Annotated in this window: 18 protein-coding genes; 11 read left to right on the plus strand and 7 right to left on the minus strand. The window is 59.5% G+C overall.

Annotated features, from left to right (window positions below; genetic code table 11):
• Positions 1-263 precede the first annotated feature (263 nt).
• The 4 genes from AAFG50_RS34740 to AAFG50_RS34755 all read right to left on the minus strand — a co-directional run bounded on the left by AAFG50_RS34740 (position 264) and on the right by AAFG50_RS34755 (position 3,375).
• Positions 264-1,346, minus strand: a complete 1,083-nt coding sequence (locus tag AAFG50_RS34740; RefSeq protein ID WP_342714067.1) for a hypothetical protein — start codon at positions 1,344-1,346, stop codon at positions 264-266.
• Positions 1,343-2,728 carry a DnaB-like helicase C-terminal domain-containing protein gene (locus AAFG50_RS34745; RefSeq protein ID WP_342714068.1) on the minus strand — a complete coding sequence of 462 codons (1,386 nt, stop codon included), beginning with the start codon at positions 2,726-2,728 and terminating at the stop codon, positions 1,343-1,345. Before AAFG50_RS34745 ends, AAFG50_RS34740 begins: the two co-directional genes overlap by 4 nt.
• A complete protein-coding gene (locus AAFG50_RS34750) occupies positions 2,725-2,928 on the minus strand; it encodes a hypothetical protein (RefSeq protein ID WP_342714069.1) in 204 nt (67 codons plus the stop codon). The genes AAFG50_RS34745 and AAFG50_RS34750 overlap by 4 nt, the downstream gene beginning before the upstream one ends.
• Positions 2,929-3,018: 90 nt before the next feature.
• A complete protein-coding gene (locus AAFG50_RS34755) occupies positions 3,019-3,375 on the minus strand; it encodes a hypothetical protein (RefSeq protein WP_342714070.1) in 357 nt (118 codons plus the stop codon).
• Positions 3,376-4,002: 627 nt separating this feature from the next.
• Between AAFG50_RS34755 and AAFG50_RS34760 the strand changes: the two genes are divergently transcribed.
• From AAFG50_RS34760 to AAFG50_RS34785, 6 genes are all read left to right on the plus strand, one after another.
• Positions 4,003-4,665: a helix-turn-helix transcriptional regulator gene (locus AAFG50_RS34760; protein WP_342714071.1), complete on the plus strand. Its 663-nt coding sequence runs from the start codon at positions 4,003-4,005 to the stop codon at positions 4,663-4,665.
• Positions 4,666-4,725: 60 nt separating this feature from the next.
• Complete coding sequence (locus tag AAFG50_RS34765; RefSeq protein WP_342714072.1) at positions 4,726-5,028, plus strand: hypothetical protein; 303 nt, start codon at positions 4,726-4,728, stop codon at positions 5,026-5,028.
• Positions 5,028-5,684: a hypothetical protein gene (locus AAFG50_RS34770; RefSeq protein ID WP_342714073.1), complete on the plus strand. Its 657-nt coding sequence runs from the start codon at positions 5,028-5,030 to the stop codon at positions 5,682-5,684. Before AAFG50_RS34765 ends, AAFG50_RS34770 begins: the two co-directional genes overlap by 1 nt.
• Before the next feature lie 12 nt (positions 5,685-5,696).
• Positions 5,697-6,494 carry a hypothetical protein gene (locus tag AAFG50_RS34775; RefSeq protein ID WP_342714074.1) on the plus strand — a complete coding sequence of 266 codons (798 nt, stop codon included), beginning with the start codon at positions 5,697-5,699 and terminating at the stop codon, positions 6,492-6,494.
• A gap of 336 nt (positions 6,495-6,830) precedes the next feature.
• Positions 6,831-7,010: a hypothetical protein gene (locus AAFG50_RS34780; protein ID WP_342714075.1), complete on the plus strand. Its 180-nt coding sequence runs from the start codon at positions 6,831-6,833 to the stop codon at positions 7,008-7,010.
• 163 nt (positions 7,011-7,173) lie between these two features.
• Positions 7,174-8,319 carry a site-specific integrase gene (locus AAFG50_RS34785; RefSeq protein WP_342714076.1) on the plus strand — a complete coding sequence of 382 codons (1,146 nt, stop codon included), beginning with the start codon at positions 7,174-7,176 and terminating at the stop codon, positions 8,317-8,319.
• 85 nt (positions 8,320-8,404) lie between these two features.
• Here AAFG50_RS34785 and AAFG50_RS34790 read toward each other — a convergent pair whose 3' ends face one another.
• The 3 genes from AAFG50_RS34790 to AAFG50_RS34800 all read right to left on the minus strand — a co-directional run bounded on the left by AAFG50_RS34790 (position 8,405) and on the right by AAFG50_RS34800 (position 10,694).
• A complete protein-coding gene (locus AAFG50_RS34790) occupies positions 8,405-8,824 on the minus strand; it encodes a hypothetical protein (protein ID WP_342714077.1) in 420 nt (139 codons plus the stop codon).
• 226 nt (positions 8,825-9,050) lie between these two features.
• The gene (locus AAFG50_RS34795; protein WP_342714078.1) at positions 9,051-9,449 is read right to left on the minus strand and encodes a hypothetical protein; all 399 of its coding nucleotides are present in this window, start codon (positions 9,447-9,449) and stop codon (positions 9,051-9,053) included.
• Between the two features lie 66 nt (positions 9,450-9,515).
• Positions 9,516-10,694, minus strand: a complete 1,179-nt coding sequence (locus tag AAFG50_RS34800; protein ID WP_342714079.1) for an AAA family ATPase — start codon at positions 10,692-10,694, stop codon at positions 9,516-9,518.
• 886 nt (positions 10,695-11,580) lie between these two features.
• On the opposite strand from AAFG50_RS34800, the gene AAFG50_RS34805 reads away from it, so the two are divergent.
• From AAFG50_RS34805 to AAFG50_RS34825, 5 genes are read left to right on the plus strand one after another with little or no spacing between them, the layout of a single operon-like run.
• Entirely contained in the window at positions 11,581-12,579 is a 999-nt protein-coding gene (locus tag AAFG50_RS34805; protein WP_231088509.1) for a DUF1837 domain-containing protein, read from the plus strand.
• Positions 12,576-12,956, plus strand: a complete 381-nt coding sequence (locus tag AAFG50_RS34810; protein WP_011084976.1) for a hypothetical protein — start codon at positions 12,576-12,578, stop codon at positions 12,954-12,956. Before AAFG50_RS34805 ends, AAFG50_RS34810 begins: the two co-directional genes overlap by 4 nt.
• 51 nt (positions 12,957-13,007) lie before the next feature.
• On the plus strand, positions 13,008-14,006 hold the full coding sequence (locus AAFG50_RS34815) for a DEAD/DEAH box helicase (RefSeq protein ID WP_014497703.1): 999 nt from the start codon (positions 13,008-13,010) through the stop codon (positions 14,004-14,006).
• 44 nt (positions 14,007-14,050) lie between these two features.
• Entirely contained in the window at positions 14,051-14,494 is a 444-nt protein-coding gene (locus tag AAFG50_RS34820; RefSeq protein ID WP_026312617.1) for a hypothetical protein, read from the plus strand.
• 18 nt (positions 14,495-14,512) lie between these two features.
• Positions 14,513-14,809 carry a DCL family protein gene (locus AAFG50_RS34825; RefSeq protein ID WP_018646984.1) on the plus strand — a complete coding sequence of 99 codons (297 nt, stop codon included), beginning with the start codon at positions 14,513-14,515 and terminating at the stop codon, positions 14,807-14,809.
• The last annotated feature ends 209 nt before the right edge of the window (positions 14,810-15,018 follow it).

Raw genomic sequence — 15,018 nt, forward strand, 5'->3', positions numbered from 1 at the left:
TTTCGGAGCGGGTACCCCTGACCGCTCCATGAGCGCGGAAGAATGATCACCAACTTGAACCATTCTTGGAGTAGTAGAACGGCGGTCGTTCATCTCCGGGCTTGATGGGGTGGACGCCCGCCACACGTTCCGCCCACAGCTTACCCGCGATGCGGTCCCGCGTTGGACCATTTCGCTCCCAATTGCCGGTGGCAGCGTTAAGGGCCGACGGATAGGCCGCGTATCCAAAATCCTCGATCCTTGCGATGTGGTCGCCATTGTGGTCAACATACTCCTCGCATTCCGGGTAGTGCGGATTCGGTAGCCACCCCGTCGTCGGTGGTTCGATTACTGGCTTTGGCTGATCGCTCATCGCTTTCGTCTCCCTCGTCCTTGCCGAACTGCTTGCCGTCCGCTCGACGGACCCACGGGACCGGCGTGAACCCGTACTCTCGTTGGATGCTCGCAGGCACTTCGCAGCCTGGATAGCCAGGCTCACCAGCCGGCCCGTACCAGACACGCGAATGCGCCGGCAGGCGCATATAGCCCTGCATCCACTTGTGCCAATCGACGGGCTCCGCAGCGCCATTCGGCGACGCTGGCGTGATCGGCGGCGGGTTGCGCCCGTGCGATGCAGATGGCGGCAGATCGTCTTCCCAACGACACTGGCGAAGCCACGTCTTCGCCTGCGCAACGAACCGCGACCCCTCCTCGCCCCGTCTCCGCAAATCGGAGCGGTATCGCTTGACCCCGTCGATGATCGCTTGCTCGTCGGCTCCCGCGTTCACCGCCTGCTGGTAGATCTCTCGCGCCGCTTTCTTCGGATTCGGTCCGTCTCTGCGCGGATACTCCGACCAAACTTCCTCGAACCTACCAACGCCTTTCGAAGCACGCTTCGCGCTCGTCCTAGTGTGTTTAATGTTTTTAATGTCTTCTTTAATGCGTCGCTGCTGCGTCGCTGGCTCGTCGGTTTGTGCGTCGCTATCTGCGTCGCCCGCTGCGTCACGCGGAAGGCTTACACGCTGATATTCGTCATACTTTCTGATAGTTATGACGGTTATGCCTGCGTCGGTATCTGCGTCGATCATCGCGTCGCCCAGTGCGTCGGTTTTGAGCACCTCCAAAAAGCGGCGTACCTTTGCCTCGCTCCAACGCCACTCCCTGGCCATAGTCCTTGTGGCAGCAACGACTTGGCCGCGAGTAACCGCGAGCGGACGCCCGGATATCCAGCGGGTGTGGGCCTTCCAAGCAGCCGCAGCAAGCAACCACAGCCAGGCCTCCAAGCGCGTGAACTCCTCGTCCGGTCCCTTGAACATCGGATGCTCGAAGATCCCGCGGTCGACCGCAAAAACTCCCCGCTCGCTCATCCGAACCTCGATAGATTGTCAACAGACGAAAGTGAGGGATCGCACCAGAGTTTGATCAGCGACGTCGAGCCAAGCCGGTTCTTGCCAACGATCAGCTCGAGCTTGTCTTTCTGCCGCTCGCCATCCTCGATCACTTCCAGGACCTGATCGCGCCAACCCGCCGAACGCTCGATGTAATAGAATGGTCGGTAAAGCAGCCCGACGAAGTCGGCGTGCTCTTCGATATTCCCAGAGTCGCGAAGATCGGCCATCGTGGGGCGTTTGTCGTCGCGGCTTTCGACGGACCTGTTGAGCTGAGAAAGCATGATCACGGCACAGTCGAGACGTTTGGCCATCGTCTTGCCGGCGAGCGCGATTTCTCCGAGCTCGTGGACACGCTGGCCACGGTAGCGGTCTGACGATTTGATCAGGCCCAGATAGTCGATGATGACGGCGCCAAGCCGCATGCCGCGCTTTGCGAGAACCTCACGGTCAATCCGCGATCGCGCTTCGATCTCAGCCATAGAGAGCCCACCGCTGGCGTCGATCCTGATGCCGAGCTTGGCAAGCCGCTCGGCAGCTTGGGCGACTTGCTTGCGTCCGCCGTCGTCAAGGCCGTCGGCCACGATATCGCGGTAAGGTACCGGGAAGGATCCGCGCGAAAGCTCGTCGGCGACGAGCCGGGCCATGATCTCCTTGGTGTCTATCTCAAGCGAGAACAACGACACGCCGACGCCCTTCCGGGCGATGCGTCGCGCCGCTGCCGTACCGAGTACGGTTTTCCCCATCCCAGGCCGCCCAGCGAGGATGTAGAGCCGCCCCGAACGCCAGCCTCCGGCGATGGTGCGGTCCAGGTCGGCGAGACCGGACGCAACGACATAGGACCCCTCCTGCTCCATCAACACAGGCATCAGATCGCCGAAATACCCGCGTACGACCGTATCAGGTGTGCCGGCGGCTCGGAGCTCGTCGAGATGTCCCCAGGCACTGTTAACAGCGACGCTCGGGAAAACGCCGTCCGCGGCCGAGCGCTGAAGCTCACCAGCTACGCCGATAATTGCCCGCATCTGGGCCGTATCGCTGACAATTCCGGCGAGGGTTCGCAACTCGGAATCCGTTGCAGCCGCTTCCGTGGAGAGCTTGGCAAGATATCGGCTAATGCTCATCCCTTGCGTGACTTCGATGCCGGGAAATGCATCCTTTAGCGTCACCGCGCTGGCGACCTTGCCGTCGGCGATGAGCTGGCTGGCTTGGTAGAATATCTGAGCATGAAGCGGTTCGAAGAAGGCGGCTGGGTTGATCGCACCGGCCACAAGGCCGTAGCGCTTGTTGTTCAAGAGGATTGAGCCGAGCAGCGCTTGCTCTGCCTCGATATTGTGCGGCGGAATTGCTGGAGCGTTCATTTGCGGCTAAGCGCCCCGCCATGAACAGCCGCCCGTGTTTCTCGGTCGCCTACGAATTCCGAAAGAAATCGAGACCAAGCGCGGCCCGCCGCTAAACCATCCTCGATCGAAGACGAGGTCATGGCCTTCTCGCGTGCATTGCAGAACTCCCGCCACGCGCGTTCTGCCTTGGTTTCGAGCTGCACGACGTCACCGCTCACGGTTGAGCCTCCGTCTCAAGGGTCGGATCAATCCAAAGCGCTAGACGCTCGGCCCATTTCGCGCCGGCCAAGCCCAATCCGAGCAGCGCCTTAGCGATCCAGCGGCGCGCTCGCCGCCTCCAGGAGACGTTCGAGCCTTGCAATACGGGTTCTGAGTTCGGTGAGTTCATCATCGGTCCCGGCATCGCGCGGCTTAGCAAGCGCGCGGAGTTGTTCCACTTCTTCGGCGCGAAGGCGCACGCGCGCATCCGCGTACCAAACGTCCCGAACGCGACCGGGCGACCAATCGACCAACTTCCTGTGAAGCCGGTTCAGGACGCCCTTGATCGATTCGCCGGCGGCGCGAGTACCTGCGATCTCTCGCAGCAACAGCGACGCCTCACTCACAGTCGTCTGACGCCCCATTTGTCTGACCTCCGACGTCTTGTCGGATTTTTCCGATCGCATCCGTGCCACTCCTGTTTCCAGGAGAGCACGGAGCATTCGTTACGCTTACGCTACGGACACTCTGTTCGCGGACCGTTCAGTTTTGCCGACGGTCGGGCCCGCGAAAGTCATTCGGCGCCGGATTTCTCCTGCGCGATCGAGGATTGTTCGGATGAAGACGAGACACCGCGCGAAACTTCCCGAGCATCGGCCCCGGGATATTGATCAGCTGGCGGCGATTGTTCGGTTTCGGGCGTGGGATGCTGAGATGATCCAACGGCATGGCCCGCTGTACTATCGGGCGATGCAGTTTTCTGTTCATTAAGAAAAATCTGTCGAATCACATTCCAACTGCAAACCTTGACCTGGCCGCAGCTAGCCTGTTCAACCGCGGCTATGGCCTTGATCGATGGCTCCCGCTCGCCTGTTTCCCAGCGCTGCCAGGTTCTAGCCGGGTTTTTTCCTGAAACACCGCAGATAGCCGCAGCTGCCGCTAGGGAGAGACCCTGGGACTTACGCCATGATCTAGGTGTGATCGCTTGCATATGCGAGCATATAGCCGATCGGCTATGCAACTGCAAGCCGCCAGCCAGGAATATTTAGCCGATCGGCTATAGACGCTCTAGGGGCAATAAGCGAAAAAGCTATATGGCAGAGGCTCCCAACAGAATTGCCGAGTGGCGAAAAAAGAGAGGTTTGACGCAACAGCAACTGGCTGACGCGATCGGCTCTCACTGGATCACGGTGTCCAAGCTCGAGCGCGGGAAGATGCAGCTAACCCACGAATGGGCCGATAAAATCGGAGAAGCGCTGCGCGTAATCACGCCTCGCCTCAGTTACTTGGATGACAAAAAAGCAATCATTTACGTGCAGAGCATCATAAGCAACGGCGAGAGCCACGCCCTGAAATCCAAGGACGATCTTCCGCTCGAAATTCGAACGAATCAGCGAAATCAAGCTGGAGACTACTGGTGCTTGGTCGGCGATGACTCACTCTATCCAGTTTTCCGGCTCGGTGATGCCATCCTCCTATCTATCTGCTCTGGCGTAGACGACGATCCGTATGAAGACTATGTCGATTCACTCTGCTTAATCCGGCCGAAAGGCGTCGAACGGCACATAATCGCGATCCTTGATCGGGCACGGGCGAAGGGCAAATTCACAGCCAAGCCCCTCAATGGTCCCCCGATCAAAGATTTCGAAATCGAAATCCTTGCCGTCGTTCAACAGGCGCTTTTTGCGCCTAAACTAACACGAGAGCTGATCAAAGAACTGGAGCAGGCGTCCAAACATAGCCGACCGGCTAAATAGAGATAGACACAACTTAGCCAATCGGCTATATTTCCCCCGTCTTCAACGGACGGGGCCAACATGCTTGTTTCACCAGACGATCGCCTACCCACCTTCCCTGAAATCAAAGCCTTCGATCCCGCAGCCGCATGGGACCGGCTGACGCCCGGTCAGCAACGGCAAGTCGGCATCCTTGCCGTGCAGCTCGGCGTTATCGGCGGCGTCCAGAGCTATGACCATTCGCACCTGACTGCCGACGAGGCCGCGCAGGTCAACGTCATGGAATCCGACCTGCTGTCGGACTTCATCACCGCGGTCGAACCCCTGTGGGGGCAGCTTTACGGCTGGACGCTCGATTGGCCGGAAGTGCGGAGGGCTGCGTGATGTCAACTCCGAATCTCGTTCTCCCCACCGGCCGCCTCGCCAGCGCGGCCGATCGCAGGCCGAAGAGCAAGAGCCTCGCGACCCTCATCGACGAGCTCAGCGCCGCGGTTGCCGACGTCGAGAAGTGGTCGCCGCGCGAGGAGCGGCTTGGCGACGAATTTCGCGAGGCTGCCGGGCCCGCACCGAAGGTGAAGGGCGGCACGCGTCCGCCGTCGCGGATCGTCATGGACGGCAAGCCTGATATCGAGCTCGAGGGTGGAGATTGGTTCTATCACTCTCGCGAAGCGATCGAAGATGATCGTCAGAAGGCGCTTGCGAGCGTCGGCAGCGATGCCGAGCGCAAAGAGATTGAAGCGCGCTTCGCTGCTCTACTGGCCGATTGGGATGCTCAGATCGCCGTCCGAGACCAGCACAAGCCCCGCGGCCTCGATCACGCCAAGCATATGCTCAGCAAGGCGCATAGGGCGTGGTCGGCGGTGGAAGACGAGATCGTCAATTTCCGACCCCGCACTATCGAAGAGGTCATAGACCTGATGGCCTACGCAGGCCGCGATGAAATGCGCAGCGTGTTCTTCACGCCGGGCGAAGGTCAACTGAAATTCATGATGCGGAACGTGGCCGAAGTGCTCCGCAAGCTCGATACCCGCGCCGGATAGGATCAGAAAATCATGGCTACAATTCAAGCTTTAGCTACGCCGCCCGTCTTTTTCCCGCGTACGTCTTCTAAAACGGACTTTGCAGCGCGCCCCATTTCGAACGTGCCGCCGGTTATCGCTGCACAGCCAATCAAGTATCCCGAGCCAAGCACGGCGCTGAAGAAGCAAGTCGTTTTTCATGATCTCTTCTATCAGGAAAAGATGGCCCGTAGCACAGCGCTACTGCGCGCCATGCGTAAGGCGCGCGCAGGCAAAACATCCGCTGTCGTCGTTTTCTCGGATGCGCAGAAGGCATATCGAGGCTTCGTAAGGGCTCAGGAACGCCTCAAGCAAAAAGAAGCCCTGTTGCCTGACAATCAGAAGCTGCCCTATCCAAGCATTCAATTGGACCAATCCGGTCGGGAAACCAGCTTTCCACGCGAAATCATCCGTTTCTACGACGACCGGATCAAGGATGCCCAGGCGAGCGGCCAGGGACACGCCAACGTCCCCTATCTGAAGAGCCAAAAGGTTTTCAAGTTGGAACGGCTCCAGCAGGAGACGAAAGCCATTCTCGAGGATCAGTGCACGTCTGGTTTGTGGGCCCTTCGTGTTGACGCCGGCGCACGCCGCTTTTTGCTCTCATCGCTTCTCTTTGAGGCTTGCTCAGTCAAACTGGCATCGCTCCAAGACTGCAAACTGGCCGCGGATTTTATTCGGCTTCTCACGCGCCTCGATCGAGCAAAGCCTGAATACCAATATGGCCTGAACCCATATCAGGTGTCTTCGCTCAGCAAACGCCTCGCCGCACGTCTGGCGAAAGGCCGATAGGCTTTCGATGTCAGCTCCCCCCGTTGACATCGGATCGCAGGCGGACGCGGCGGCTCTGGCCCCGGGCCAGTCGCGTCCGCCCCTTTCTGCGCGCGACGCCATACGCGAACTCAAGGAGCTGCGTGACACGATCGCGAGCCTCGTCTTGAACTTGGCGGCTGCTGAGAAAGCCCGCGACGCGGCCCTGACGAATGCCACTCGATCGGCTGCACAAGCTGACCGAGCCGAACGCGCGGAACATCAGGCCGCCCTCGAGCGTGACGGTTGGCGCGCACTTGCCGAGGGGTATGGAGCCGCCTTGAGACTCATGACTTCGGAAGCCGGAGCGAATTGAGCATGACAGATCAGGATCCCGTCCATCTCAAGCTCGACCTCCTCACCCACTCCATGATGGAGAGTCTGGCCGACCAAATTCGCGGTCGGAAGACGATCTTACGCGCGCAGTGGATCACCTGCGGGGTCGGCGTACTGTCCGCCCTGATCAGCGCCGTAGCCGTCCTATGGAAGCTACCGTGATCGACCCGCCGAAAACCCTGAACGAGGCGGCAGCCTATTTTCGGGTCTCTCGCCGCTATTTCCAAGACTTCTTGCACACGCACCCATTTTACCGGACGATAGGCCGGCGGAAGCTTTTTTTCCCCGAGGACCTGGCCCGCCTCAAGGACGCTCTGTCAAAACCATGCCCCTCAGCCTCCGACCGCCGCGCAAAGGCAAGAGCCCGAACTACACGATCCGGGGCACCTACCTCGGAATCTACGTTGAACGAACTGCGGGTACTCCTGAACTGCGGGTCGCCAAGCGGATCCTCAAGGACATCAAGGACGCCATCGAGCGCGGGGACTATCGTCCCGCTCCGGAAGTAGCCGAGGCTCCGCGGCCCCCGACCTTTGCGGATGCTGCGCTCGCATATCTCAAGGCCGGCGGCGAGGCCAAGTTTCTCAGCAAGATCATCGAAGCTACCGGCCCACACGCACTTCGGGACATGCCACTCACCGAAATCGATCAGATCGCGATCGATAACGCCGCCCGGGGCGTTTACCCGCTAGCCCCCGCCACCACGCTCAACCGGCAATTTCACACACCAGTTTCGGCCGTGCTGAAGCACGCTGGCATCGAGCGCAAGATCCGTCGGCCGAAAGGCTGGCGCGGCTCGAAGGCGACCGAATGGCTCGAGCCGGAGCAGGCCTTTGCCGTCGTGGCCGAGGCCCACAAGATCGAGCCGGAGTTCGGCCTGTTCTGCCTGACCCTGCTCTACACCGGTATGCGGCTTGGTGATGCCACCGAGGAAGCCCTCCTCCGCGGCCTCCGGCTCGACCAGGCGCTGCTCTATCTCGGCGCCACGAAGAACAGCGAGCCCCGCCCGGTGCATCTGCCGCCGATCGTGGTGCAAGCCTTCCGGAAACAGCCGCCGCGCCCCACCCGCCCCCGCAAGGCCGCCGGGATGGTGTTGGCGAACGGTGCAGCCGGCCGGTCGCGCCAAGGCGCTGGCGTGCCGTTCCTGGAGCGTCACCCCGACGAAAAACTGTTCCGATTCTGCAAGGGCGGCCGGCTCTACAGGATGCTCTACCTTGCGCTGGACCGGGCTGGCGTAGTTCTGCCCAAGCGCATGCGGGGCTTCCACATCTTCTGCCACACGTACGGCACCTGGATGCATCGTTATGGCGGGCTAGATACCTATGGGCTGACGCGCACAGGGCGATGGAAGGACCCCGATTCGGCGGACCGGTACAAGCACACGATGGCGAGCGCAGAGGCGCGCCGCGCGGACTTGTTGCCAGTGCCCCGAGCTCGCACGGTGAAACGCAACTGGCGCACGGGTCGATAACCAAGCTCGCCCTTCTTATTGCCGCAAAGGACGGCCCTCTGCTTCGAGGTCGGCTGAAAGGTGGGGAGCCGTTGGCCGCAGCACTCTATGGCGCCAGCCGAGCGATCTCCAACCAGACCTCGTCCTTCTTGGAAGGATCGATCCACTTCATGTTGAAGCTGGTCAGCATCTCGCCTGCGTTGGTGTAGACCTTGCCCTCGCAGATCATGAGTTCGATGTTGCCCGGCTTGTAGCCAGATTGATCTTTGTTGGCCATGTTCATAAAGGTTGTGGTCTCGCCAAGCCGAACAACTTTGAAACCTTGTTGTGCGGCCGGCGACTGCTGGATTGCCCTGACCAAGAGGTCTCGAGCAAACTCGCTCTCGCACCTTGGCATCACCCCCGCCTTGAAGGAGGGGCTTTTCGGACCGGCAAAAAGGAACATCGCTCCGATACCGAGGAGCACAGCGACGCAGCTGATGACGGCATTCTGGCCGCCGCCCTTCAAAACTTCTTTCAAGTCCACGATTCTATCCAATCAGCAAATTGAAAAGTCGAAAGCTGATGCCGGAGTGTTCGGATTCAGTCAATTGAACTTTATTCGCCGCGACGCCTGCGCCCAATTAACGAACGGCTTTTGCAGGAGCCCTCGACGGTTCGTTTCATGCACGCGCAATCGAGAAATCTGAAAATCTGAGAGAGAGAGGGGGCTGGCTCGCCGAAGCCGCCAGGATCCTGCATTAATCAGCAGGCTAATCCCCGCGCCGCTTCCGAAATTGGATCACCCGCCCAGGGCCCAATGGCCTTCGCGTGGGCGGCCTCTGAGGAGGGACAGGCATATCGTTTTCGAATGGCGTCCACTCGACGTCCTCAAGCCCATAGGCGATGTACCACCAGCCCTCGGTGAGCGAGGCGCCATTCCATGGAAATTCCTCGACGGGCGATGTGTCATCTTCGGGATCCCCTGCGTCGAGGGGCACAGGCTTTGCGGGGCTCTCCCACATGATGCCGCCGGCGGGCAACTCAACGTATTCGCATCCAGGCGCATCCGTGCACTCGTCCATCACGAACGCGAGGTCGTCCTCGTCGTCGGCGACGAAGATGCCGACCATGTCGCGGTTCTTGATTATGCGAACAAGATAGGCAGGCACACGGGCCTCCCTTCGGATTATGGAGCGGACGTTCGGAAAAGGATGATGTTCGGGTAAGATTGTCCCCTACTTAAACTCCATCGCTCGTTTCATGTATTGGTCGAACAGCGGCACCGTGAAGGCCGTGTCGCCATGCGATGGTGAGTAAATCATTCCCTTCTTGATAAGCTTACTTCTCGTCGGTGCCACGCTTGCAGTTTTCACCTTGAGCAGGAATGCAATGTCACCCGAGCGGTGAGATCCGCTCCCGAAATTTGCTAGGGCTCGCATGTATTTCTTTTCGGAAGGCGTGCAACGATCAAAACGAACTTTAAAAAAGCTTTCGTCCAGAACGCTGATTGCATTGTTATGCGCTTCTACTACGTCCTTAGCCTTGATGGAGTGGCCATCCGCTATATTCCACGCTTCGTGGGCCCACTGTTGTAAAAAGTAAGGGTAGCGTTCGGTCACGCTGAGAATTTGCTGAACAGCGGCGCCTTCAAAACCGACGCCCTCTCGTCGGGCAGGATTAACAATTGCATTCACGGCATCCTTCTCGTCGAGAGCGCCGATCGTAGGAAATTTAAACAGTCGCTCGGCATAGGACTTCGACGTGCCGGCAAGTCCCAGAATTTGAGGTAGGCCGGCTCCGATCATGATTACCGGCAATGACGCCTGATTTAATTTATGAATAGACATTATCAACGCGCTAAATTCGGAAGTCGAAAGGTATTGCAGTTCGTCGATCAAGATTGCGATTGGTTTTTTTGCCGCCTTGGCAGCCTCGCCCAGAGCCATCATCAGTTCTGGCAAGTCGGCCTCGATATCTCCACTGTCAGCGGTGCCGACCTCGGGCGAGATAGACAACCCGTACTCCACGTCGTTGACTGAAATTTTGACACTGCTGATGAAGCTACGCAGCACTCTAAGGCCGCGGCGGCCGGCCTCCACCGCGGATGCTATTGTGCTGAGCGAAAGAAGGGCCTTTCTGATGCCGGGCAGAAGGAGTTCCGGCAGCCTCTTTCCCTCGTGCGCCTCGACGGAGATCGTGTGGAAGCCTTCGCCTTCAGCAATGTCCTTGATTTTGACCAGCAGTACTGTTTTGCCGACTCCCCGCAAGCCAACCAAGATTGGACTCTGCGTACTTCGCCCGATCCCAGTCCTGCGCAGAGATACAGTCGCCTCTGATATTAATTCGGTGCGGCCTGCCAACTCCGGCGGTGGAGTTCCCGCGCCAGGCGCATAGGGATTTCTGACAGGATCCATTGATTTGACCTAATTTACCCATGTGTATCAACTTCTCGCTACATACCGGTAAACTTGATTGGTATCAGCGGAGTAGCAGAATTGTCACGTTCTCGTAATACTGGCAAGTTCCGGCGAAAGCTTTCCGCAACCTTCCGCTCTCGGTTCGTGATCACGCCCTCAGCGGCCTGCTTCGCCTTGCACCATCCGGAACAGCCGCCCTTGCCCGAGCAAAAGACACGATGGCGGCCGTCCCGCTGCCCGACCCGTTGAGGATGGCCAGCGCAGCGTCTGAGCGTGGCACAACGTGCTCGCGGCCGTTCTTGGCCACCGGTCTCACTTCCAAAAGGCGGGCAAAGGCCGGCCGGTCGGTGGATGGCGGCGCTCTCGGCGAAGTTACCCAGAAGGTCGCCCTTTCGTCTGGCGGGCAGCGGCTGGGCCTTGGGCTTGCTCATTGCCTCACGGGAAAAGAACGGGGAAACGCAGCTTGGCGGGAAATTGGCGAATTGCATCAATTGCAGGTCCGGCCTTCACACGGGAGAGGTCCAAGGTTCGATCCCTTGTGCGCCCACCATTTCAAACCTGAATTCAATGATTTAGTCGCTGGCTTCCCCTGTAATGTGCCCCAAAAAAGCGGGGGCACAATAGGGGCACATCGGCTCCTACCTTGGTCAGTCGTTTCCGAGAAGCCAACCATCCAAGAGCAGACGGCAGGCGCGTTATTGCCGAGCATGTTTTCGTAAAGAGCATGCGATGCTGCTCTAGACTTGCGAGCAACAGCGACGACGCGCGTGAAGGCTTTGGTCTAGTCCGCAGCGCATGAAAGCGCCGCTCGCGATCATCGCGGATTCGATGGCAATTCCCGCCGAACATGGACTGCGGAGGTCTAGGTGGTTACAATTATGGGTTGACTCGTCTGGGGGCAGACGGGCGTACGAACAAGGGGGTAGGCCGTCTGTCGACCATCACCGCGACTGATCTCACGTCCGCGCTGACAGGGAATCCGGAAGCACTCGACGTTCACCTCATGTTGGTGGAGCGCGACGTCCTCATCGAGGGTCATTCGGTCAAGATCCACTGTCATTGCCTCACAGTGGATGGAAACGGCCGCGTCCAGCCGCACCGGCTGGCGGAGTTCATGCGGAACGCCGTAGTCGACTATGCGATACCGCGCTCGAAGCTCGCTGCAGCGAAAGCGCGCGACGCCAAGTACAATAGCACCGAGGCGGTCGCCGAACTCGTCGAGCGCGCCAAGCGGTCGTTCACCGATTTGGCGAAGACCGGAGAGGGCGGCGAGATGCTGCTGTTCTTATTGGCCGAGCGCTTCCTCAAGCTGCCTCAGATTCTGTGCAAGATGGATCTCAAGACAGACACGCGCCTACACTACCATGGAGCCGATGGGGTGTACGCTGGCGTGATGCCGGAAGGCATCCCGAAGCTCTACTGGGGTGAATCCAAAATCTACAAGGACGCGGGAGCCGCGATCCGCGACTGCCTCGCCTCACTCGCTCCCTTCCTCATTGAACCAGAACACGAGGAAACCGACAGGGAACGCGATCTGGTGCTCCTGAGCGACAAGGCCGACCTCAGTGATGCGACGCTCACCGACGCGCTGAAGAAGTATTTTGACAAGTCGTCGGTGATGTCCAAGCGGGTCCAATACTGCGGCGTGGCCCTGGTGGGCTTCGACGCGCCGTTCTATCCGAAAGATGACGTAAAGGCGATCGCGGAGGAGATCGTTGAGGCCTCACGCGCGGAACTGGCCGTTTGGAGCAAAAGGATCGGCGAGCGGCTCAAGTCGGAGAAGCTCGACCAGATGGAAATCGAGCTGTTTTGCATCCCGCTGCCGTCGGCCGACGGCTTCCGCGCCGCATTTCTCAGAGCGATGGGGATTAAGACGGAATGAGCCTAGTCGGTCTCCAGTCGTGGCTTCTTCAGGAAGGAATTCGCGACGATCTCGATGCGATCATTCGACTCACCGTGCGCACCGAACTTGACAACCTAGTGCCCGAACCCGCCGCCCCCTCTGCCGTGGCGATCGATTGGCCAAGGCTGCTGCTCGCCGGCAGCATATTGGCGCGGTCCGATCAACGGATCGACCAGGAGGCCGCGCTCCGGATCGCAACTGCGGCGATCTCTCTGACGGACGATCAAGCACTCAAGGACGCGGGCGCTGTCCTGTTGGGCAAGCTCTCCAATTACCGGGCCATCACGCTAGCCAACGATCGCCACCTACTGACGGCCGGTCTCGACCGGACGGCTAGGTGTGGCGCTGCGCCTTGAATCCCAGCGGCGCGAGATGGACCGTTCCATCCTGGTGGAATCGAGCGGCGCTTGGCTGCAGGTGAACGATTTTCAGCAACGCTTCTGGCCAATGCGGGCGGAGGAAGTTGGCTCTCGGCGTCCGCCCCCACTGCCTCCGGGAAGACGTTTCTCGTCCTTCAGTGGTTGATCGACCAACTAAGCGCGGGTGACACCCGGGTCGCAGTCTACCTCGCCCCTACCCGCGTGTTAGTTTCGGAGATCGAGACCACTCTCCAAGGTCTTCTCGGCAAGACCAAGCGCATCGAGGTGTCGTCCCTTCCCCTCCGTGACAAGTACGAAGCGGCGCGCGCTGGAGGCGCGCAAGTAATTCTAGTCTCCACGCAGGAGCGGCTGCACCTTCTCGCCAACGTGCTCGGCGACGCGTTCTCAATTGACCTGCTTATCGTGGACGAGGCGCACAAAATCGAGGACAGCCAACGCGGCGTGATCTTGCAGGACGCCGTAGAGCGGGCTAGCCGTGCGAACTCGAAGCTGAAGGTCGTATTCATCAGCCCCGCGACACAGAACCCGGAGGCATTGCTAACGGACGCGCCCGACGGTGTGCAGACTGTCGCCGTCGACAGCGACGCTCCCACCGTTCTCCAGAACCTGATCGTCGCGAACCAAACCCCACGCAAGCCGAAGCTCTGGAACCTGACCGTCCGACAGCAGGGTTCGACACTTCCAGTCGGAACGCTCCAGCTCGCAAGCACGCCAGCGGGACTTAGGAAGCGCCTCGCCTTCATCGCCGCAGCGGCGGGCCAGAGAGGCGGAACGCTCGTCTACACGAACGGCGCCGGAGAGTCGGAGGATGTCGCCGATCTGGTTAGCCAGCTCCTGCCTCAGCCTGGCTCAATCGATCCGGAGCTTGCACAGCTCGCCGACCTCGCCCGGAAGGGCGTACGCCCCAACTTCCGCCTTGCACCGCTCGTTGAACGCGGGGTCGCGTTCCACTTCGGCAATATGCCATCGACGCGGCATCGTGGCGCTTCGAGAGACTGGCCGCCGAAATGGACCCGAGCCGCATGAATGTGGTGAGCAGATAGGCGCCCGAGTCCTTGAGGTTGGCCGAGATGATCCGCGGGAACATCGAGTGGCACCGTACCACCGGTAGGACCTACAGCCTTCCGGTGCAGATCCGCAACACGATGGAGCTGGTCGAGCAAGTCGCGCGATTCAAGGCGCCGAAGTATCTGTCCGCCTACATGGATGTCCTGCACATGCATCTCCGCCAGATCAACCGTGAGGACCTGATTGATCACGGCTTGGACATCGGCACACAACTTGAGTTTGGTATTTCGTCGAGGACCCTCCTCTCACTCATGGAACTCGGTCTCTCCCGCATGAGCGCGGTTGCCTTGTACGAGAAGACCGATCTCAGTAAGGAGGAATGCGTGGCGTGGGTCACCGAACGCGAAGGTCAGCTCGAAGCCATGGATTTCCCGGTCATCATCGTCCGCGAGCTACGCGAGCGGCTTCTGCCGCTCGACGACGTGGACAGCAATTCTACCGCTTGATTGGAATGGAGGTTTCACATGCCCGCGAAGCCGATCGACCTCGGCCCACTGCACTTCGCCAAAAGAGGTGACGCCGTTGCTTATTTGAATGACATGCTTCACCGGTACGACGTGGGCGATCGGGTTGGCGCCAATGACACAGTGATTCTACGAGCGGCACTGGAGCACCATCCCGATGCCGAGGCCAAGAAGGGATGCGGAATTACCCACTTTAACGTCCGAACTGCTGACTTCGGTACGAAATGCTTCTGGTTGAACCGTACTGACGGAGCGACCGAAAAGTTTTCTCATAGGGCCTGTATCTACGGTACCTAGCTAAGCAATTCGCCGAGCTCGGTTGCATAGCGGTGCGCAGTTCTCGGCCTGGTCGGGCAAGATTTTCGCAGGTTCAAATTGCGGAGGCGCAACCACCGATACCGACATTCGGTTCAAGTTGCGATCTGATGGCTTAAGACCACGGCGTCCCGAACGCAGTGAGCATCTTCTAAGTTATTGATCTTTCTTGGTGTGGTGATCGTCCTCGT

This window comes from Bradyrhizobium sp. B039 (assembly GCF_038965675.1).
In the GTDB taxonomy this organism is placed as follows: Bacteria; Pseudomonadota; Alphaproteobacteria; order Rhizobiales; family Xanthobacteraceae; genus Bradyrhizobium; species Bradyrhizobium diazoefficiens.

What these genes read in the sequence shown, in the direction of transcription:
- AAFG50_RS34760 (WP_342714071.1), top strand. Translation starts at nt 4,003, where the DNA reads ATGGCAGAGGCTCCCAACAGAATTGCCGAGTGGCGAAAAAAGAGAGGT.
- AAFG50_RS34755 (WP_342714070.1), bottom strand. Translation starts at nt 3,375, where the DNA reads ATGCGATCGGAAAAATCCGACAAGACGTCGGAGGTCAGACAAATGGGG.
- AAFG50_RS34775 (WP_342714074.1), top strand. Translation starts at nt 5,697, where the DNA reads ATGGCTACAATTCAAGCTTTAGCTACGCCGCCCGTCTTTTTCCCGCGT.
- AAFG50_RS34820 (WP_026312617.1), top strand. Translation starts at nt 14,051, where the DNA reads ATGATCCGCGGGAACATCGAGTGGCACCGTACCACCGGTAGGACCTAC.
- AAFG50_RS34800 (WP_342714079.1), bottom strand. Translation starts at nt 10,694, where the DNA reads ATGGATCCTGTCAGAAATCCCTATGCGCCTGGCGCGGGAACTCCACCG.
- AAFG50_RS34785 (WP_342714076.1), top strand. Translation starts at nt 7,174, where the DNA reads ATGCCCCTCAGCCTCCGACCGCCGCGCAAAGGCAAGAGCCCGAACTAC.
- AAFG50_RS34770 (WP_342714073.1), top strand. Translation starts at nt 5,028, where the DNA reads ATGTCAACTCCGAATCTCGTTCTCCCCACCGGCCGCCTCGCCAGCGCG.
- AAFG50_RS34765 (WP_342714072.1), top strand. Translation starts at nt 4,726, where the DNA reads ATGCTTGTTTCACCAGACGATCGCCTACCCACCTTCCCTGAAATCAAA.
- AAFG50_RS34740 (WP_342714067.1), bottom strand. Translation starts at nt 1,346, where the DNA reads ATGAGCGAGCGGGGAGTTTTTGCGGTCGACCGCGGGATCTTCGAGCAT.
- AAFG50_RS34780 (WP_342714075.1), top strand. Translation starts at nt 6,831, where the DNA reads ATGACAGATCAGGATCCCGTCCATCTCAAGCTCGACCTCCTCACCCAC.
- AAFG50_RS34810 (WP_011084976.1), top strand. Translation starts at nt 12,576, where the DNA reads ATGAGCCTAGTCGGTCTCCAGTCGTGGCTTCTTCAGGAAGGAATTCGC.
- AAFG50_RS34825 (WP_018646984.1), top strand. Translation starts at nt 14,513, where the DNA reads ATGCCCGCGAAGCCGATCGACCTCGGCCCACTGCACTTCGCCAAAAGA.
- AAFG50_RS34745 (WP_342714068.1), bottom strand. Translation starts at nt 2,728, where the DNA reads ATGAACGCTCCAGCAATTCCGCCGCACAATATCGAGGCAGAGCAAGCG.